Source organism: Acinetobacter sp. CWB-B33 (assembly GCF_039655955.1).
GTDB classification, from domain to species: Bacteria; Pseudomonadota; Gammaproteobacteria; order Pseudomonadales; family Moraxellaceae; genus Acinetobacter; species Acinetobacter bouvetii.
In genome coordinates, this window is record NZ_JAGFEU010000002.1 from 392,349 (window position 1) to 412,726 (window position 20,378).

At 42.1% G+C, this 20,378-nt stretch carries 12 protein-coding genes, 1 tRNA gene and 1 pseudogene; 11 read left to right on the forward strand and 3 right to left on the reverse strand.

Annotated elements, in window-relative coordinates:
- Positions 1 to 120: 120 nt before the first annotated feature.
- The 3 genes and pseudogenes from JZ784_RS08110 (at position 121) to JZ784_RS08120 (ending at position 3,542) form a co-directional block, all read left to right on the forward strand.
- Positions 121 to 2,157, forward strand: coding sequence for an NADPH-dependent 2,4-dienoyl-CoA reductase (locus JZ784_RS08110; RefSeq protein WP_346314485.1), 2,037 nt, complete (start codon positions 121 to 123; stop codon positions 2,155 to 2,157).
- A gap of 88 nt (positions 2,158 to 2,245) precedes the next feature.
- A tRNA-Ser gene (locus JZ784_RS08115) sits at positions 2,246 to 2,335 on the forward strand.
- Positions 2,336 to 2,622: 287 nt separating this feature from the next.
- Positions 2,623 to 3,542 (forward strand): annotated as a pseudogene (locus JZ784_RS08120) (IS5 family transposase).
- 27 nt (positions 3,543 to 3,569) lie between these two features.
- Here JZ784_RS08120 and JZ784_RS08125 read toward each other — a convergent pair.
- From JZ784_RS08125 to JZ784_RS08135, 3 genes are all read right to left on the reverse strand, one after another.
- Positions 3,570 to 6,086, reverse strand: a complete 2,517-nt coding sequence (locus JZ784_RS08125; protein WP_346314486.1) for a TonB-dependent siderophore receptor — start codon at positions 6,084 to 6,086, stop codon at positions 3,570 to 3,572.
- Positions 6,087 to 6,246: 160 nt separating this feature from the next.
- Complete coding sequence (locus JZ784_RS08130) at positions 6,247 to 7,200, reverse strand: FecR domain-containing protein (RefSeq protein WP_346314487.1); 954 nt, start codon at positions 7,198 to 7,200, stop codon at positions 6,247 to 6,249.
- 14 nt (positions 7,201 to 7,214) lie between these two features.
- Positions 7,215 to 7,724 (reverse strand): sigma-70 family RNA polymerase sigma factor, encoded by a 510-nt coding sequence (locus JZ784_RS08135; protein ID WP_346314488.1) that lies wholly within the window; start codon positions 7,722 to 7,724, stop codon positions 7,215 to 7,217.
- Between the two features lie 218 nt (positions 7,725 to 7,942).
- On the opposite strand from JZ784_RS08135, the gene JZ784_RS08140 reads away from it, so the two are divergent.
- From JZ784_RS08140 to JZ784_RS08175, 8 genes are all read left to right on the forward strand, one after another.
- Complete coding sequence (locus JZ784_RS08140; RefSeq protein ID WP_346314489.1) at positions 7,943 to 8,254, forward strand: hypothetical protein; 312 nt, start codon at positions 7,943 to 7,945, stop codon at positions 8,252 to 8,254.
- Positions 8,251 to 9,948 (forward strand): PepSY-associated TM helix domain-containing protein, encoded by a 1,698-nt coding sequence (locus JZ784_RS08145; RefSeq protein ID WP_346314490.1) that lies wholly within the window; start codon positions 8,251 to 8,253, stop codon positions 9,946 to 9,948. Before JZ784_RS08140 ends, JZ784_RS08145 begins: the two co-directional genes overlap by 4 nt.
- Positions 9,945 to 10,292 (forward strand): DUF3325 domain-containing protein, encoded by a 348-nt coding sequence (locus tag JZ784_RS08150; protein WP_346314491.1) that lies wholly within the window; start codon positions 9,945 to 9,947, stop codon positions 10,290 to 10,292. Before JZ784_RS08145 ends, JZ784_RS08150 begins: the two co-directional genes overlap by 4 nt.
- Positions 10,293 to 10,305: 13 nt before the next feature.
- Positions 10,306 to 11,514, forward strand: coding sequence for an efflux RND transporter periplasmic adaptor subunit (locus tag JZ784_RS08155; protein ID WP_346314492.1), 1,209 nt, complete (start codon positions 10,306 to 10,308; stop codon positions 11,512 to 11,514).
- A 3-nt stretch (positions 11,515 to 11,517) separates the two neighbouring features.
- Positions 11,518 to 14,628, forward strand: a complete 3,111-nt coding sequence (locus tag JZ784_RS08160) for a multidrug efflux RND transporter permease subunit (RefSeq protein ID WP_346314493.1) — start codon at positions 11,518 to 11,520, stop codon at positions 14,626 to 14,628.
- A complete protein-coding gene (locus tag JZ784_RS08165) occupies positions 14,625 to 17,726 on the forward strand; it encodes an efflux RND transporter permease subunit (RefSeq protein ID WP_346314494.1) in 3,102 nt (1,033 codons plus the stop codon). Before JZ784_RS08160 ends, JZ784_RS08165 begins: the two co-directional genes overlap by 4 nt.
- Before the next feature lie 8 nt (positions 17,727 to 17,734).
- Positions 17,735 to 19,135, forward strand: coding sequence for an efflux transporter outer membrane subunit (locus JZ784_RS08170; RefSeq protein ID WP_346314495.1), 1,401 nt, complete (start codon positions 17,735 to 17,737; stop codon positions 19,133 to 19,135).
- Positions 19,136 to 19,218: 83 nt separating this feature from the next.
- The gene (locus tag JZ784_RS08175; RefSeq protein WP_346314496.1) at positions 19,219 to 19,590 is read left to right on the forward strand and encodes a transcriptional repressor; all 372 of its coding nucleotides are present in this window, start codon (positions 19,219 to 19,221) and stop codon (positions 19,588 to 19,590) included.
- The last annotated feature ends 788 nt before the right edge of the window (positions 19,591 to 20,378 follow it).

Sequence of the window (20,378 nt, forward strand, 5' to 3'; positions counted from 1 at the left end):
ATTCGCTTGTGTATAGCATTGACCGAAGAAGCGCAGAATATTTTTTAAATTGTCATCCCAAAATTTATAAAACCCGCTAAAGTAGTATGCAACAAGTTGCAAAGCCAAATACAAGGATTCATGATGACAACTAGCTATGCAAATATTTTAAAGCCGCTGCATTTAGGCTTTACGACCATTAAAAACCGTGTAGTCATGGGTTCTATGCACACTGGCTTAGAAGACCGTTTTTATAATTATCCTAAATTGGCAGCCTACTTTGGCGAACGCGCAAAAGGCGGCGTAGGCCTAATTATTACGGGCGGCATTTCGCCAAACCGTCAAGGCTGGCTGCTGCCTGCGGGCGGAACGATGAATACTTTGGGTGATATTGCGCCGCACCGCTTGGTGACGCATGCCGTACATAAGCATGGCGCGAAAATTTTAATGCAGATTCTGCATGCAGGCCGTTATGGCTATCAGCCTTTTGTGGTGTCTTCCAGTCCAATTAAATCGCCTATTTCGCCATTTAAGCCGCGGCAATTGAGTGATAAACAGATTTTAGACACGATAGACGACTATGTGCGCTGTGCAAGCTTAGCTCAAAAAGCGGGCTATGACGGTGTGGAAATTATGGGCTCAGAAGGCTATTTGCTGAATCAGTTTTTGAGCCGCCATGTAAACCAGCGTACAGACCGTTGGGGCGGGCCGATTGAAAACCGGATGCGTTTTGCAGTGGAAATAGTCAAAGCTATTCGCGCTAAAGCCGGTGAGAAATTTATTATCTGTTTCCGCCTGTCGATGCTGGATTTGGTGCATGACGGCAACACAATGGATGAAGTAATTACGGTTGCCAAAGCTTTAGAGCAGGCGGGTATTACTTTGTTGAATACAGGCATTGGCTGGCATGAAGCGCGTATTCCAACCATTGTGACGTCTGTGCCGCGTGCAGCATTTGCGGATTATACGGCAGAAGTGAAAAAGCATGTGGCTATTCCAGTGATTGCCTCTAACCGCATTAATATGCCGGAAACTGCCGAAGAAATTTTGGCTGCGGGCAAGGCGGATATGGTGCAAATGGCGCGTCCGCTCTTGGCCGATCCATTTTGGGTGAATAAAACAGCAACCAACCGTGTCGATGAAATTAATACCTGTATCGCCTGCAACCAAGCTTGCCTGGATCATACTTTTAAAAACCAGCGCGCCACCTGCTTGGTTAATCCGCAGGCGGCATTTGAAACAGAATTGGTTTATCTGAAAACATCGAAGCCTAAACGTATTGCGGTCATCGGCGGTGGAGTTGCAGGCCTGTCTGCAGCTACGGTAGCAGCCAGCCGCGGCCATCAAGTCACTTTATTTGAAGCCGCTCATGAAGTTGGCGGCCAGTTTAATTTGGCAAAAGTTGTGCCGGGCAAAGAAGAGTTTCATGAAACCATCCGCTATTTCAAAGTGCAGCTTGAAAAAACAGGGGTAGAGCTTCGTTTAAATACGAAAGCCAACCGCGAACAGCTGGAGCGAGAAGGTTTTGAAGAGGTGATTGTCGCGACGGGTGTGGTTCCGCGTGCACTGCGTATTGAAGGCAGTGACTTACCGCAAGTCTTGTCTTATGCAGAAGTACTGCGCGGTGCGCCCGTTGGACAAAAGGTGGCTGTGATTGGTGCAGGGGGCATTGGCTTTGATGTGTCTGAGTATTTATTGAAACCCGAGCATCAACCTCAGCCGCAGCCGCTTGCAGATTGGCAGCGTGAATGGGGGGTCGATCCAAACCCAAACTATGTCTCGGAAGGCGGCGCGACAGCAGCCGAAGTTCATCCGCCTATTCGTGAGATATATTTATTGCAGCGTAAAACTTCAGCCCTTGGGGCGGGGCTGGGCAAAACTTCAGGCTGGGTACACCGTGCGCAGTTGAAAAAGCATCAAGTGCGTATGCTTCGCGGCGTACAATATAAAGCTGTGACGGATGAAGGTTTATGGATTGAACTGGGCGGGCATGATCAATTGCTGCGTGTGGATACCGTAGTGGTATGTGCAGGCCAGGAATCAGTTAAAGAGTTAATGCCTGCAGCGCCGGAAAAGACCTTAGCAAATTACCATATCATTGGCGGTGCAAAATTGGCTGCAGAATTGGATGCTAAGCGCGCTATTCGCGACGGCGCTGAATTAGCAGCCCAATTATAATTTTTTTGGTTAAACAATATGCATTTGAATGGCTTAGTTTCATTTATTACTTGTCATCATCGGAAAAGAGCCGTATTATGACGCCCATGGAAGCGTGGCAGAGCGGTTTAATGCACCGGTCTTGAAAACCGACGAGGGTTTACCCCCTCCGTGAGTTCGAATCTCACCGCTTCCGCCAAATTTTGAATTAAGCTCTTGTATTTGCAAGGGCTTTTTTCTTGCCTGTGCTTTTATCCCACATAAAATTTTGGATCGAAATAGACTTCTTTGGATAAAGATTGTGGGAAATTTAATGAGCTTCTAATAAGAATAGCTGAAAATAAACTGACAGACACAATAAAAAATAGACAACTGTGAGCTCAGATTTTTTGTAAATTTCATTCGAAATAAGTTCTTAACTTATTTCTGATTGGCTTGGTTGCACAAACCCGCTACTAAAGGCCTATTCAACCATATAATTTAACCATGAATGAGTCTGCACCTAAATTTTATCGTACAACCAATTGGTTTTCCTATAATCGAGCCTTAATTAATTGGAGGAGATATCTCAATTTAGTATGCTCCCAAAACTCAATGGTGTGCTCTGGCATAAGGCAAGCAGGGTCGAAATCAAAGGTATTTCAATACATTGATTCAATGCTGTCTCGTGATCAAATCTCTATTTCGACTCACTTTAGGCATGGTCACATACTTTGTTTAAAGCCTGATTCAGCTGTGTAGATTAGATTGGACAGCTCCGAATATCAGTGATATTCGTACTCCACCCTCGGCAGAAGGCAAAAGCATATCGATATTGAGATTGTTTATCCGAAAAGCAATGATGGCCTGCATCTGCTCGTAGACTCTGCTGCTCTTAAGTTTTCAGGTGAAGGCGAATGGAAGTGTAAGAAGCATCAGCCTGAATATCGCATACAATAGCGTAAGCTTCATATCGGCATACATAGATGTTAAAACCATGCAAATACGGCTGTTCAGCTTACTGAAAATAATGTCAGTAATTCACAAGTACTAGGGATTTACTTGATCAAAATCCACCAGTCTATGCGGATGGCGCTTATGATGCAAAAGATTGTAGACAGCTGATTTCAGATCGACAAGCATATGCGGTGATACTGCCAAGAAGAAATGCCAAGCCTTGGAAAGATCAAAAGCTGAAATTTGCAGAGCGAAATGAATTACTGCAAACAATCAAACGGCGAAGAAGAACGATTTGGAAAAAATGGTCCGGCTATCATCGACGCAGCTTAGTAGAAACCAAGATGCATTGCATCAAATTATTAGGCGATAAATTAACGGCTAGAAACTTTCAAAGCCAAGTCAATGAGATTCATGCACGTGCAGCATTGGGCAGGCTTATTCATTGGCAAATGTTGTGCCATGAATAAGCCTTTAATATTACCAAAATTTAAAGATTACCAATTATACTTTACACCTACTTGAAAGTTAGCTGGTGCGCCATAGTAACTATTTAAAGTCGATAAATGATATTTCTCATTCAATAGATTATTAATATTTAAATTCGCTGTGAGATTTTCATTGATTTTATAGCGCGCCATTAAATCAACTATGCCATAGCTCCCTTGTTCTGATTTAAATGAATTAGTACGCGTGACATATGTGTAAATATCACTTTGCCAACGGATTCCTGCACCTATGGTGAGCGCTTCATCTAACTGGGGCAATGTATATGTTGTAAATAATTTAGCTGTATTGTTAGGCACATCACTATTTAGGCTGTCACCTTTGCTGTCTTGGGAAAGATTGCGTGTAAAGCTTGCTGAAAGCTGCCATAAATCAGTAATTTTCCCCGTAGCTTCTAACTCAATCCCACGGCTTTTTGTACCTGATTCAGCACGATATGGAGATACTTTTTGTCCATTAGGCAGAGTAATTTGCGGCGCGCCAGTAATTAAGATAGCTTTATTGTCTTCTTTGGTTTGGTAGATGGCTGCACCGATATTTAGCTGATTATCAAAAAATTCACCTTTAACGCCAATTTCAGTACTATTGCCAACCAATGGATCGATAAAATTCCCGCTAAGATCATATTTATCTTGTGGGGAGAAAATAGTTGTATAGCTGGTGTAGGCTGTCCAATGTGGAGTGAAATCGTATGTTAGTCCAATATAAGGAATGATTTCTTTTTCTTCTTGTTTTTTGCTTGTCGCAGTGCCGCCGGTTTCCGGATTGGTTTTTGAAATTCGTTCCCAATCATCAAGCCGGGCACCGATAATCATGGCCAGCGGGTCACTCAGTTTTAAGCGGGCAGCAGTAAATGCGGAGAGGCTTTTTTCATCTGTACTATACCAGCCATTGGTTTTTAAGTCCGGTTTAGCTGGCGTATAGCCATCCCAAGCAAAAATATTATCTATTGGAATGGTATCCCAACCAGTTGAGTTAGGGCGCTTATTTTTGCTTTTGGCATACGTTGTTCCAACCACAACGTCATGCGTTTGATTAAACAAATCAAATGAGCCATTCAGTGTTAAATTAAATAAATCCTGAGTAGGTTTATAGTCCCAACGTGTGCCATAAAGCACACTGCCAGCGCCAGTTGCTTTATTTATTCCTGAACCGGAAAATACATAGCCGACAATTTCATCAGAAGAGGTAATAGTGCGGGATGCAACGCCCTTTATTTTCCAGCGGTCATTAAGCTGATGCTCCATATCAGCAAAATAGCCTGTTGTTGAGCGGTCGGATGTTGACCAATTGGCCGCGGCTGAATCAGACCGTGACCAATCGATAGGTGTTCCATCTGTGTAATACGTTGGTAAACCGCTGCGGGCAATGCCATCTATATCAATTTGTTGATAGCTAACGCCAAGGCTGGCTTTGGTATTATCATTTAAATCGGCTTCAACAACCCCATAAGCGACTTTGCGTTCCTCGCTGTAACGGTCTATATATGAATCGCCTGTTTGATATGCAAAGACCGTACGCCCACGGATTGTGCCTTCTTTATTGAGTGGGGTAGATATATCAAGATCGGTGCGGTAAGTATCCCATGAACCAGCACTTGCACTGACAGAAGCTTTAAAATCTTCTAATGGCTTCTTTCGTACCATATTGATACTGGCACTGGCTGTGCCTGCGCCGGTCATTAATCCATTTGCTCCACGAACAATTTCAACGCGATCAAAAAGAGCAGTGTCTTGGCTTTGAAAAATACTTGAATATGAGTTGAGTAGTTTTATGCTATCCAGTAAGTAACTGTCTACAGTTTGACCGCGTGCATAAATTGGAGAATTGTCTGAGCCGATATTGCCGCCTTGTTTAATGGTTAATCCTGCAGCTTGATTGGCGACATCCATAAGCTGAGTAAGATTTTGATCTTCCATTTGCTGTCGTGTGACCACACTGACTAATTGTGGTGTCTCTTTTAATGACAGGGCTAAACCTGTAGAGGCTGCTGTTGCCTTAGCTGTATATGAATTGCTTCCTTCCGTCGTTAATGGGCTTTCCTCATTTGCGGTGACTATAATTGCGGGTAATTGCGTTACTTCATGGGCGGAAGCATTCGTATCTTGAGATGTTGTGCTTGCTTGAGTTGTGCTGAGTTGGGGGGGCTGAGTTTCGTTGGCAGCTGTGTGAAGAGGTTTAATGCTGAAGCCGCCATTTTCAAGTTTAATGGCTTCTAAATTCGCTGGCTGTAATAAAATTCTTAAAGCTTGTTCAGGAGAATATTGCCCCTGTAAGCCCTTACTGTTTATTTTTGAAAATGCTTGAGCATCATAGCTAATCGTTATTCCTGTTTGAATAGCAAGCTGTTTTAACGCTTGATCGAGTGTGCTTTTTTTAACAGTGATACTCTGCGCGGCAGCGGCATAGCCATTGGTTGACAGTACTCCAACTGTAAGTGCCGGAGCTCCTAATAAAACTGCTCGAATCGCAATAGATAATGCGGTTTTGACCTGAAATTTTGACATAAAATTTGCATCTGAAAGTATGTTTACCTATAAGTCGAATAAAAAAGAAAAAGAGCTCATATTTTTAGTGCAAGTTATTTTGGACCGTTTGAATATCTGCAGAATATTATTGATTACAGGGGGGCATCACCATTCGCTGAAGAGCAATTAAAAACTCGAATTATGACTTTTTAATATGAAGTATATATGGGCTATAGAACTCTAAATTAAGGCTGTTTGCATGCGCGATAGCCTCAAGGCTTTGATCAATGTGCACCAAAGAAAACACGCCTGAAATTTGAATATTTTCAATACTGGGGTCTATAAAATAGGTGCCTTGCTGGTAACGGTATAATTCGTGTAAAACCTTTTTGAGAGGCCAGTTTTCAACGACTAATAAATGTTGCGTCCAGTATGGCTGGTCATTTTTTAAAGGGATCGCGTTAGATATCTGTTGAGCATTAAAAACAGCACGAAATCCTTGCTTGATTATTTTTTCTTTTGCAGGCCCAGCGGAATGAATGGCTACAGCATGTTCATAAACATTTAATTTAGTTTTTTTCTTTTCTTGCCGTACAGTAAATTGGGTGCCTAAGGCTTCCAAGTCACCATTTGAAGTACTCACAAAGAAAGGGCGTTTATACGGGTCTTTAGCAGTTTTTATATAAATTTCACCGGTAATAAGTTTAATTTTCCGTGATTGCTTTGTGTATTCGACATTGATATAGCTATTGCTGGCAAGGATAAGTTGAGAGCCGTCTTCCAAAGGAATATTCTTAATTTCACCAATATCGGTGTGATAGTCAGCTTGCCATTTTGACCAAGGCAATTGATATAAAAAAAAGGTGAGCATGAACAGGCCAATTAAGCTCAATAAAGTATTATTTTTTAATGTCTGATGAAATTCATTCTTTGAACGGGTAAAAGATTGATGGCCTAAATTTGCCGGCAGTTCATTGAGTCCGGAGATGATTTTTTGGACCTGCTCAATGGCCAGTGTATTTTCCGATTTTTGATTTTTCCATTGTTCAAATTGCTGATACTGTTCATCACTAACTTCTCCAGAGTGCAAAATCACCAGCCAATCAGTTGCTTCATCTAAAACGTGTTTGGACAGTTTTTCTGGAGTTGTCATATGTGAATGATAAATTACTGTTGTTGAAGGCTGATACAGGCGAGAAAAGCGAGTTTCATGTCCCGTTTTACGGTGGCTTCAGAAATATTCAGCTGCGCACAAATGCCTTTATAGGTTAAGCCATCGAGTTGAGATAATAAAAAAACTTGTGCTGCACGCGCAGGTAATTTTTCCAAGACTTTATGGACTTGAAATAATGTTTCACGAATGCAGATTTCATGTTCAACAGATGGATAAAACTCAGCAGGTAATTGGGCCAGTGCCTCTAAATATAAGCGTTCCACTTGTTGATGACGCCAATGGTCAATAATGACATGTTTGGCAATGCCAAGTAGCCATGCTTTGGGTTCTTTAATATTTTCATGTTGATAATGGCTTTTCAGGGCGCGATAAAAGACTTCCTGACTTAAGTCTTCAGATTGATGATGATGCTGAAGTTTGTGCTTAAACCAGGAGAGTAACATTGTTTGGTGTGTTTGATAAACATGGCTGAACCATAACTGCTTATGTACATTTAAATTCATCAAATAGCCTTAAAACAGAATCAATCAAATCCAAATTCAAGAAAGAAAATAGATTTCAATAAAAATATTTATTGAATCTTAATGATAATCATTATTAAATGCAATATTATTATTTACACAAAGTAACATCTTTTTTGAGCTGTTTATTCATCTCATCCGTCTAAGTAGATAACGATGCGTAATCACTGTATTACGCTTGCAATGTTAGTGGTCTAGTCATGAAATCCCTTTCTTTTCAGTTCAACACTCAAAATCATCATCGATTTATTGTGTTTATACGTATTCTGCTTGCTTCATTAGGCGGTTTTGTTGCGGCAAATTTAACGGTTGCTATGGTTGGGTTGCTCTTTCCAAATCAGCTTGCAATCGCTACATATACCGGTTTTTTGATTAGCTTCATTGTTTGGTTAGTGTTCATCTTGACTGTATTCAGTATAAAAAGCACTTTAAAAACGGTCTGCTTATCCATCGGCCTGTTGCTTAGCCTTGGGTGTATCGTCAGCGCACTAAAAATTTGGGGAAGCACATGAAAGAGGGCTTCCGCCAAAGCATGGCTTGGCTGCATACATGGACAGGTTTGGTCGTTGGCTGGATCTTATTTTTTGTCTTTTTAACAGGTACAGCAGGTTATGTTCAAATTGAACTGACACGATGGATGCAGCCTGAAAAAGCATTGCAGTCCAATATTATTGTGCCTGAAAATGAGCAGCTGGATAAAGCCTATCATTATTTAAAAAATAATCCTGACGCGCAAAAAGCCGAACGCTGGGGAGTGAATCTGCTCACCAATCAGCGCGGTGCAGATGACTTCGCTGTCAATTGGACTTTGCCACCCAAAGAAGAAGGGAAACGGGGTAAATATAATAAAGAAGTGCTTGATGTTTCATCAGGGCAACCTGTTTCTGAGCAAATTCAGCCTCGTGAAACGGGTGGCGGTTTTACGCTTTATCGTATGCATTATGCGCTGCATTATATTCCTTATGATTGGGGCATGCGGATCGTGGGCATTTGCACCATGTTCATGTTTGTTGCCATCATTTCAGGCATCATCACCCATAAAAAAATATTTAAAGATTTCTTTACGTTTAGACCCGCCAAAGGCCAGCGGTCCTGGTTAGATGCACACAATGTGATTAGTGTGATTGCTTTGCCGTTTTATATCATGATCACGTATAGCGGTTTAATTTTCTTTGCCAATGCTTATATGCCTTTGGGTGTTCCAATGGTTTATGGCTCAGGAGAGAAAAATACAGAACGCTATTATGCGGAACTGTACCCAACAAACTCTCGTTTTAATAAGGATGATTCTGCTGTTCCGCCAGCCATGGGTGAAATCCAGCAGAAATTCGTTCCTATTCAGCCTTTACTTGCAAAAGTTCAAAGTGAATGGGGCGGATCACAAAAAATCAGTCAGGTAAATTTTTATCCTGATCAAGGTAAAACTCCTGCAAAAATTGAATTTTACCAAACTGGCAGCGATACGATTGCAAGAAAACGCACATCTTTAAGTTTTGATTTATATACAGGTCAAAAGATTGTTCAGGAAAAGTCCAATGAAGATAAGGCGCCGATGGTCTTTGGTACAACTGTATTAGGGCTGCATGAGGGCTTATTTGCATCGCCATTTGCGCGTATCTTATATGTGCTGACAGGGCTTTTAGGCACAGCCATGATTGCAACTGGCTTGGTGCTGTGGACCGTTAAACGCCGGCCAAAACAATTAAAGTCAAAGCGAATGAGTTTTGGTCATGCCTTGGTTGAGCGCCTAAATATAGCCATGATTGCTGGTTTACCCCTTGCGATAGCCGTGTATTTTTGGGCAAACCGTTTGATTCCTGCCGATTTCGCTAACCGTGCCAATTGGGAAGTGCATTGTTTATATATCACCTTATTATTCAGCTTCCTTTATGCATTAAGTCGGCCGATTGTCCGTGCTTGGATTGAGATATTGGCTTTTGCTGCTTTGGCTTATTTATTGTTGCCTATCCTCAACTTTGTTACGACAGATCGCCACTTAGGCGTATCACTTTCACACCAAGACTTTGCATTAGCCAGTATTGATATTGGCTTTATTGGTATCGGTTTAATGCTCACATGGGCATCTTACAAAGTATGGCTTAAGCGGGATTCTATTTTAAAGCTCCCTGTCAAAAAAGTTAAAAAGCAGCCTGCGTCCAAGGCAGAAAACTCTACTGAACCACAAGGTTCGGAGGAGTTGTCATGAGCATTTTATCCATCAATATTTTAACCGCAATATTTTTGAGCTATATCGGTTTATTTGCATTAAATCTGTCTATGGAGCGCAATGCAAAACTGGTTTTGAAAGCGCCGTTATCTTTAAAAAAAATCCAAATACTTAAGGTCTTTGGATGGATGTTTTTAGCACTTTCATTATTTCACAGCATTTTAGCGTGGGGTGTTTCGATCGGGATAACCGCATGGTTTGGCGTCATCACACTGATTGCTGGAGCAATCGTGTTTATTCAATCTTATCAAGCAAAGTTGAATTTGAATTTATCAAGCATGGCTTTTTTTATTGTGATTGGATTGCAATTTTTTCGACTGTAAATGAGTGAGTTTTATGAGTAATCAAAATATAGATGTAGCGAAAAAACGCAATTCATTGGGTCGAAAACTGAAATATATCATTGGATTTTTTGTATTCATTTTGCTGATCATTGGGGGAATATATTGGAAAAAGACTGCAAATCAACCGCAAGAAGAATATAGCCAGTGGAGTAAGCCTGTACCTGTACGTGTAGTGCCTGTACAGCGCAGCAATTTAGATGTTGAAATTAAAGCCATTGGTACGGTTGTTCCAGTGCATACGGTAAATGTGCAAAGTCAGGTTTCTGGCGTGCTGCAACAGGTTTATTTCAAAGAAGGGCAATGGGTCAAAAAAGGGCAGCTATTGGCTCAGATAGACCCTGCTCCATTTGCAGTGGCTTTGGCGCAAGCTGAAGGAACTAGACAGCAAAATCTTGCGCAATTAAACAATGCGGAAACTGAGCTAGCACGCTATCAATTGCTGTTTAAACAAGACTCTATTGCCAAACAGCAAGTTGAACAGCAGCAGGCTTTGGTGAATCAGCTGAAAGGGCAAATACAATCCAATCGTGCGCAAGTCGATGCTGCAAAACTGCAATTGTCCTATACCAAAATTTATTCACCTATTGATGGCCGTGTCGGCTTTAAGCAAAAAGATGCAGGCAACTTGATTCAGGCCAATGAAAGCACAGCTTTGGTGACCATCACGCAAGTTCATCCGGTCTATGTACAGTTTGCAGTGGCAGAAAATCATCTCACAGGATTACGTGAAGCCTTAAAATCAGGTCAACAGGTCAAAGTCGGTGCATGGGATAAAGCTGAACAGCAACAGCTCGCAGTCGGTCATGTGCAGGCTTTGGACAATCAAATTGATATCAGTACAGGCACTTTAAAGTTAAAAGCGGTGTTTGATAATCGTGATGACAGCTTATTTCCAAATCAATTTGTCAATGTCCGTTTAAGTGCGCAAACCATTCAAAATGCAGTGAGTATTCCTAGCGATGCGGTTCAGCATGGCGCAAAAGGCACTTATGTTTACGTCATCAATAAAGACCATAAAGCTGAGATCAGAAGCCTAAGATTAGGTTTAAGCAGCAATGGTCAGATTGAAGTTTTAGCAGGCTTAAACGGCACTGAAAAAGTGGTGCTTGAGGGGATTGACCGTCTTTCAGATGGCAAAGAAGTTCAAATTATTGCTGATGATCAACCGCATCCCCCTGTAACGGAATCTGCTGCTGGATAAATCATGAATATTTCACGGTTCTTTATTTTACGTCCAGTTGCAACAATACTGCTGATGTTAGCATTGCTATTTAGTGGTCTGCTGGTCTGGCGAATGCTTCCAGTCTCTGCTTTGCCGCAAGTCGATTATCCGATTATTCAGGTGTATACCTTTCAGCCAGGGGCAAATCCAGATACGGTACAGCGAACGATTACCGCACCACTTGAACGTGAAATGGGGAAAATTGCCGGCTTAAAGCAAATGTCATCCAACAGTTCGGTGGGGGCATCGGTGATTAGCTTGCAGTTTGATCTCAGTGCTGAACTGGGCGTGGTGGAGCAAGAAGTTCAGTCTTCATTAAGCACTGCAAGCAGTAAATTACCCAATGATTTACCCACACCGCCGATTTACCGCAAAGTCAATCCTGCCGATGTACCCGTCATTACATTAGCGGTTAGCTCAGAAACATTACCTTTAACCACTGTGTACGACATGGTGGATACTCGCGTTGCGCAAAAACTGTCGCAGCTGACAGGTGTCGGTATGGTGAGTCTTGCAGGCGGTCAGCGGCCAGCAATCCGCGTGCAAATGAATCCGGCTGCGCTGGCAAGTTATAAAATGAGTGCGGAAGATGTGCGGTCTGCGATTAATTCTGCCAATGCCAATCAACCCAAAGGCAGTTTTGACGGGCCATTTCGGACCACCATGCTGGATGCCAATGATCAAATTCGTTCAATTGCAGATTATGAAGCTTTAATTCTCCGCTGGAATAATGGCGCGCCCATTCGCCTCAAAGATGTTGCCACCGTTATTGAGGGCAGTGAAGACCGCTATATGGCGGCATGGGCAGACAGCCAGTCTGCGATTTTGGTCAATGTGCAGCGCCAACCGAATGCCAATGTCATTCAGGTGGCTGATCAAATTAAACAGGTTTTACCTGAGCTGCAGCAGAATCTCCCTGACAATGTCAAAATTCGCATTTTGACCGATCGAACTGAAAGTATCCGCAGTTCGATTCATGATGTGCAAAAAGAATTGGTTTTTGCCGTGTGTCTGGTGGTGATGGTGACGTTCTTATTTTTAAGAAATCTCTCTGCCACGATTATTCCAAGTATAGCTGTACCACTGTCGATTATCGGTACATTTGTTTTGATGTACTTTTTAGGCTTTTCGGTTAATAACTTAACGCTAATGGCACTGACCATTGCCACAGGTTTTGTGGTCGATGATGCCATTGTCATGTTGGAAAATATTGCCCGACATCGAGAGTCAGGTGAAAGCTTATTACAAGCAGCATTAAAAGGTTCACGGGAAATTGGTTTTACCCTGATTTCACTTACCGTATCGTTAATTGCCGTACTCATTCCTTTGTTGTTTATGGGGGATGTCGTGGGACGTTTATTCCATGAATTTGCAGTGACATTAGCAGCTGCTATTGCATTATCTCTCGTCGTTTCACTCACCCTAACCCCAATGATGTGTGCATATCTGCTTAAAAATACTGAGCATGCGCCATCACGTAGTCGCTGGAGTTTGGATTGGGTGATTCAGCAGTATGGTAAAGGTTTGCAGTGGGTATTTAAGCATCAAACTTTCACTTTGGCGGTGATGCTGAGTACGGTCATGTTGGCTGGTGTCATGTATTGGATGATTCCTAAAGGCTTTTTCCCCGTACAAGACAGTGGTGTGATTCAGGTAGTGACCGAAGCACCTGATGATATTTCGTTTCAGGCCATGAGTGAGCGTCAACAAGCTTTGGCACAACAAATTTTAAAAGATCCAGCGGTTGAGAGTTTGTCTTCATTTATTGGCATTGATGCCAATAATCCAAAACTCAGCAATGGCCGAATTCTTATTAACCTTAAACCGTATGTTGAACGTGATAGTGCATCGCAAGTGATGACTCGTTTACGGGGAGAATTTGATCAGGTCAAAGGCATTCAAGGCTGGATGCAGCCTGTGCAAGAGTTGAGTATTGAAGACAAAATCAGCCGAACGCAATATCAACTGAGCCTTACAGCAACGCGAAGTGCAGATTTAGAGCAATGGACACCTGTTTTGGTAGATGTTTTACGCAAACAAGCTGAATTTTCCGATGTCACCAGTGATGGCGGCGGATTGGGCTTGCAGGCATTTATTGATGTCAATCGTGATGCAGCGGCACGTTTAGATTTAAGTATTGAAGATATTAGTTTAGCGCTGCAAAACTTGTTTGCTCAGCGGCAAATTGCCACTTTATACACACAGTCGAATCAATACCGCATCGTGTTAGAACTTGCTCCAGATTCAACACAAGGTTTTGATGCTCTGGCCCAAACCTATATTCATAACAGCAACGGCGAACCGATTCTACTCAGTTCCGTGGCAACCATTGTACAAAAGCGTGTCCCGATCCTCTTGCAGCAACAGTCACAATTCCCCGCCAATGGCGTGTCATTTAATTTGGCACAGGGCGTAGCATTGGGTGATGCAATTAAGGTGATCCATCAAGTGGAACAGCAACTCAATTTGCCGATTGATGTCAAAGTGAAACTACAGGGTGCTGCGGCAGCCTATGAAAATTCAAAACAACATACATTCTGGTTAGTGATTGCAGCGATTGTCACCATGTATATCGTGTTGGGAATCTTGTACGAAAGCTTTATTCATCCGATTACCATTCTTTCTACATTACCTTCTGCGGCCATTGGCGCTTTGCTTGCCTTGTTTATGGTCAATCGCCCTTTAGATATGATCGCGTTGATTGGCATTATCTTGCTGATTGGTTTGGTGAAGAAAAACGGCATCATGATGGTGGACTTCGCATTGGCTGCTCAGCGTAATGAAGGTTTGTCGCCGCAACAGGCCATTTATCAAGCGGCACTCATGCGTTTCCGTCCTATTTTAATGACCACTTTAGCTGCATTGGTGGGTGCGATTCCTTTGATGTTGGCATCGGGTGCAGGGGCAGAGCTGAGACAACCCCTTGGGATTGTGATGGTCGGTGGATTGTTGTTAAGCCAAATTCTGACATTATTTACGACGCCTGTGGTTTATCTGTTTTTTGATCGCTTACAGCAATCTTTCAGTCAGTCAGACTCAAATCAGTTTGTTGTTGATACAGCTGTTACAGATGATGCAGGGAGAGAGTCTTGAAATTACTCTCAGTCTTTATTCATCGACCCGTGGCAAGTGTCCTAATTGCCATTGCCATTGTTTTATTGGGCATTTTGGCCTATTTACGTTTACCTGTTGCAGCCTTACCCCAAGCAGATATTCCCACCATTGTGGTACGGGCAAGTTTACCGGGTGCAAGCCCTGAAAGTATGTCTGCTACTGTGGCAACACCGCTGGAACGCGCCATGATGGGCGTTTCTGGGGTCAAAGCCATTAATTCGTCAAGCAGTCAAAGTTCAGCACAAGTGGTTTTGAATTTCGACTTGGCAACAAACATTAATGAAGCAGCCAGAGAAGTACAGGCAGCAATCAATGTTGCCATGTCGCAGTTGCCTTCAGGCATGCCAAGCCCTCCTGAATATTTCAAAGTCAATCCAAGCCAAAGCCCTATTTTTTACTTGGCATTGAGTTCACAGCATTTATCTGCGGGTAAATTGTATGAAATTGCCAGTGACTTGCTGCAGCCCAATTTGGCACAGGTCAGTGGCGTCGGTGAAGTCTCGATTGATGGCGCTTCCATGCCAGCGGTGCGGATGACCTTAAATCCGAATGCATTGATTTCACAGGGTGTAACTTTAGAGCAAGTACGAGAAGCGATTGTAAAAAGCAACCGCACTCAAGCACTCGGTGTGGTTGAAAATGATCAATTACGCTGGCAAGTGGCGCTTTCAAGCAATTTAAAAACTGCTGAAGATTTTGCCAATCTCCCTGTCTATAAAAATGCGCAAACGATTGTACGGTTAAAAGATGTTGCAGAAGTTCAAGATTCGGTAGAAAACCGTTATGTCAGTGGTTTTCATAATGGTCAACCTGCGGTCATTATTAAAATCAGTCGGCAACCGAATGCCAATACGGTTGCAACCATTGAAAAAATCAAGGAAAGGCTGTCTGAATTACAACTGATGATTCCTGAGGATGCTCGGCTTACAACCGTGATGGATGGTTCAAAAATCATTCGAGCAGGCTTGGATGAAGCGCGAGATACCTTATTGCTTTCAATCCTATTAGTGGTGATTGTTGTGGCACTCATGCTTGGGCGGGTACAAAGTGCAGTAGTGCCTGCAGTTGCGTTGATTGTCGTATTGATTGGTGCAAGCAGTCTGGTGTATTTGGCAGGATTTTCACTCAATAATTTGTCCATTATGGCGGTAATTGTTGCTATTGGACTGGTGGTTGATGATGCCATCGTGGTGCTTGAAAATATTGAACGGCATATTGAGCAAGGTGAGCAACCTGTTCAGGCAGCATTAAAAGGCATTCAGGAAGTGGGGACAACCTTGATTGCCATGAATTTGGCTTTGGTGGTGATCTTCATTTCTATCCTGTTTATGGGCGGGGTGATAGAACGACTATTTAGAGAATTCTCTTTAACGTTAGTTTTTATTGTTATTTTATCCGTGGTGATCTCACTGATATTAACACCCAGTTTATCTGCACGTTGCCTAAAACCACTCGCCAGTTATCAGCATCAGGCATTGTATCAATATAGCCATCGTTGGATGCAGAAGCTGAATCAGGCTTATTTAGCATCATTAAAATGGATGCTGAAACACAGTTATCTGGCAATTTTGTTATGGATTGGGGCAATTGCAGGTTCTGCTTATATTTACCAGACTTTACCTAAACGGGTATTGCCTGAGCAAGATACAGGGCAAGTGGATGCGTTTATTCGCGGTGATGATGGATTCTCATTTCAGATTATGCGGCCAAAAATTGCCGCCTTTAGCGAGAGCCTGTTAAAAGATCCTGCTGTGCAAAATGTGGTGGGAACTTCAGGTGGCTCAGGCGGGACAACCAATTCATTTCTGATGGTCAGCTTAAAACCGAAAGCCGAACGCGATGGTCAAAGTGCCCATGAAGTGGTGGAGCGTTTGAAACAAAATGCGCCGTGGCAGGCGGGTGCAATTTTCTCAGCAAGAGTCAAGCAGGAGCTTGAACTTGATGATCCGTTTGGTGGCAGTGGGCAAGACTACATGTTGCTCTTGCAATCTGACAATGTAGCGCTGTTGCGTGAATGGGTGCCTAAAGTTGCTTTGGCAATGCAAAAGCTCCCTCAGCTTGCAGAAGTTGAGTCGATGGGCGATGAAGGCGCACAGCATGTGACTTTGAATATTGACCGTGAAGCAGCTCAACGCTTAGGGGTAAATATAGAAAGCATTGCCAGTGTGCTAAATAACTCTTTTTCACAGCGGCAAATTTCAACCATTTATGATCAAACACAGCAGTTTCATGTAGTGATGGAAGTTGATAAGCGCTTTACCGAACAGCCGGAGGCTTTGGCGGATATTCGTGTGCCGAACCAGCAAGGTGAGCCCGTTCCACTCAGTAATTTTGCCACCTGGTCTTATGGCATCACCAATGACCGGGTTTACCGCCGTAACCAGTATGCTGCGATGGGCATTGGCTATGTGGTCAAACCAGAATATACCAATGAACAAGCCGATGCTGCGATTCGCTCAGTTTTACCTGAAGTGATGCTGCCGAACGAAATCTTTATGACCAGCGATAAAGAAGCTGAAGCGCAAAGTTTGCAAAGCGGTTTAAGTACGCCTGTACTGGTTTTAGTGGTGATCTTGCTTATTTATATCGTATTGGGCGTGACTTATGAAAGCGTGGTGCATCCATTTACCATTCTGTCCACCATACCCGCAGTCGCTTTAGGGGCTTTATTGATACTCTGGACATTTGGCTTTCATTTTAGCTTGATTGCCTTATTGGGAATGTTCCTGCTCATTGGGGTAGTGGTGAAAAATGCCATTCTGCTTATTGATTTTACTTTGATGGAAAGGCGGGCAGGAAAATCAGCCTATCAAGCAGTCGTGTCCGCAGCGGAACTTCGTTTTAGGCCCATCTTAATGACCAATACCGCAGCACTATTAGGCGCTGTTCCATTGGCACTGAGTTGGGGCGAAGGGGCTGAATTGCGTCAGCCTTTGGGTGTGGTGATTGTCGGCGGTTTGGCGCTTGGACAATTACTTACGTTATATACCACGCCTGTGCTGTATTTGGTTTTAGAAAAATGCGCTGAATTTTTCAGAAGATCGAAAAATGTGCATGCAATTGATTTAGGTAAATAGGAAATAAGATGCAGAGTTTAAAGTATAAAAATGTGATGAGCCTAAGCTGCATGTTCATTTTAACTGCGTGCAGTTCGAATGTAGTACTGCAGCCACCTGAATATAAAATTCCGATTGTACAAGCAGATGATCAGTACAAATATGCCGATTTAAACTGGACAGCAACTTCGGCAATTCAAATTTCTGCTGAACAATGGTGGGATATTTACCACGATCCTGTTTTAAGCCAATTGATGCAGCAATTGAATCAAGAAAATTTAACCTTAAAGCAAGCCGAAGCGCGTTATCAGCAAGCGCAGGCTTTGCTTGAAGTACAGCGTGCTAATCGCGTACCCAATATCACAGCAAATGGTGCTGCAAACCGTAATGGCGCAAAAAATACCGTAGCAAGTAGCCAATTTGGATTGGGGGTGCAAGCCAGCTGGGTGCCAGATGTTTGGGGACGTGTGGCAAAAGCTATTGAAGGGCAACAGGCTAATCTAGAAGCCAGTCAGGCTGATTTAGACGCGGTTAAATTAAATCAGCAATTGTTGGCTACAGATGCGTATTGGAATATTCGTGTACTAGATGCACAGTCCGATGTACTGCAGCAAACCCAAAAAAGTTATCTGCGTTCGGTTCAAATTTTAAAAAATCAATACAAGGCAGGCATGATTGCTCGCGCCGATGTCATACAGGCAGAAACGCAATTAAAGCAGGTGCAAATCCAACGGATTGAAACCACCCGAGATCGCAATTTACAAGAAAATATTTTGGCGGTGCTGCAAGGTAAAAGTGTTGCTCAGTTTCAATTGATTAAACAGAAGCAGGCATTGACCGTTCCACAGATCCCTGCTCAGCTTCCAAGCCGATTATTAATCCAGCGTCCTGATGTTATTCGCGCAGAGCGGGAATTGGCCATGACGCATGCTGAATTGGGTTTAGCGCAAACCGCATGGCTGCCTGATGTCACGATTGGTTTAAATAGCAGCTTAAACAGTCAAATTTTGGGGCATTTGTTCCAATCGCCGCAATACTTATGGTCTACAGGCTTACAAGCGGCTGCCATTGTTTTTGATGGCGGTAAACGAGAAGCGGAAATTGCTCAGGCTCAAGCCAATTATGATGAAAAATTAGCAGCCTATAAGCAGTCGATATTAACAGGCTGGAAAGATGTCGAAGATGCTTTGTTGCAGGCATCCAGTTTTAAACAGCAGCAAACTGAACAAGCAAAACTCTTTGCGCTGGCAACCGAGAATGAACAAGTAGCAACTCGGCGTTATAGCGCAGGCTTAGTGAGTTATTTAGAGGTGGTTACTGCTCAAAATTTAAGATTGCAGGCTGAGCAAACGACTTTGCAATTGCAACTTTCTCAAATGAACAATACAGCACAATTGATTGCAGCATTGGGTGGAAATATTCGAATGTAATCTGAAGCATCATTTTTGAAATGTATAGGTTTTATTTGTTTGAAAAGGCAATCAATCTTTTACTGGAATTGGGATATTTCATTTTGTTAAATAATGAAAAGCAACAGCAATCAATACAGCAGCTTATCGTTGATATTTTGGATAAAAATTTAGAAGGATTGGCTGTAGATCAATTATATATCCAACTCAATTTGATCAAATCTTGCAGTCTTGCGAGTGTTTACAGAATCTTGTCAGAGATGCGGAGATTAGGAGTCGTTCGAAAAACTGAATTTGCTCGTCAAAAGGCTGTTTATACAATGTCAAAGCAAAAGTTAAAGTGCAGTGTGAGTGATGCATATAGCAATGAGGTATTGCCTTGCAGTAATCAAGAATTGATTATGGATTTTGAACAATTATTTGATAAATATAAGAATGAGTTTTCTGGCATCGATATTGTTTTATATAAAAAATAATGTTCTGTTGTTGATTGCATAAAAGGCGAATATATAGATCTCACTGGCTTTGCTGCACAAAGATTTAAAAGTTAAAGCTTCACCTATGTCTCAAATTTAAGTTACAGCTTGAGTGAGAAAATGGCCTGATTCCTTAAATATTGAATACTGCCAGACGTGTACAAATTTTATTGACGCGGCTTGGAAAGTTTCAAGCACTGAGCTGATCTTCAAATAATTCGATGCAGCGCATTTTTATTTCAACCAAACTTTGGCGATGTTAGCCTGACCAATTTTTTCATTTGCCTCAAGGCGCATAGTAGGCAATATCGCCCGCTTTGGCAGGGTGTCCCTTTGGTGCCTGCTGTGAGCTCAGTTACTGCCGCTCATAAATATTTGGTTAATTGATCATTATATCTAACTAAAATGTTTCTAAAAAAAATCGGTGGCTATTCAAGTGTATAGGTCAGTAAATCTGTGTGCTAAATTCCATAAAGCGTAATAATTTTTCCTCGTTTAGGAGTGTTATTTAGATAATTTTGTCATCTTGATGTATTTGAATTTATTTTATTTGGCAGGTTTTTTATTTATTTTTTTTGGTTAATGTCAATGCGTTTTTTTGATTATTTATTGAAGGTATATTGTGCTTCTATTTAGATTATAAAAAATAATTTTTTAATTGGCTATTGATTAATAGATAATATTTTTAAAAACTAAGTTTCTATTTAAGTCAATTTCTTAAAGTTGCTATTAGGTTTTTTTTGGTACCCGGAAAAGTTGTTTTCAGACAGCTTATTTTTTTGATTAGT

Excerpts from the sequence above, each read along its gene's own strand:
- JZ784_RS08110 (WP_346314485.1), top strand. The coding sequence starts at position 121 with ATGATGACAACTAGCTATGCAAATATTTTAAAGCCGCTGCATTTAGGC.
- JZ784_RS08125 (WP_346314486.1), bottom strand. The coding sequence starts at position 6,086 with ATGTCAAAATTTCAGGTCAAAACCGCATTATCTATTGCGATTCGAGCA.
- JZ784_RS08130 (WP_346314487.1), bottom strand. The coding sequence starts at position 7,200 with ATGACAACTCCAGAAAAACTGTCCAAACACGTTTTAGATGAAGCAACT.
- JZ784_RS08135 (WP_346314488.1), bottom strand. The coding sequence starts at position 7,724 with ATGAATTTAAATGTACATAAGCAGTTATGGTTCAGCCATGTTTATCAA.
- JZ784_RS08140 (WP_346314489.1), top strand. The coding sequence starts at position 7,943 with ATGAAATCCCTTTCTTTTCAGTTCAACACTCAAAATCATCATCGATTT.
- JZ784_RS08145 (WP_346314490.1), top strand. The coding sequence starts at position 8,251 with ATGAAAGAGGGCTTCCGCCAAAGCATGGCTTGGCTGCATACATGGACA.
- JZ784_RS08150 (WP_346314491.1), top strand. The coding sequence starts at position 9,945 with ATGAGCATTTTATCCATCAATATTTTAACCGCAATATTTTTGAGCTAT.
- JZ784_RS08155 (WP_346314492.1), top strand. The coding sequence starts at position 10,306 with ATGAGTAATCAAAATATAGATGTAGCGAAAAAACGCAATTCATTGGGT.
- JZ784_RS08160 (WP_346314493.1), top strand. The coding sequence starts at position 11,518 with ATGAATATTTCACGGTTCTTTATTTTACGTCCAGTTGCAACAATACTG.
- JZ784_RS08170 (WP_346314495.1), top strand. The coding sequence starts at position 17,735 with ATGCAGAGTTTAAAGTATAAAAATGTGATGAGCCTAAGCTGCATGTTC.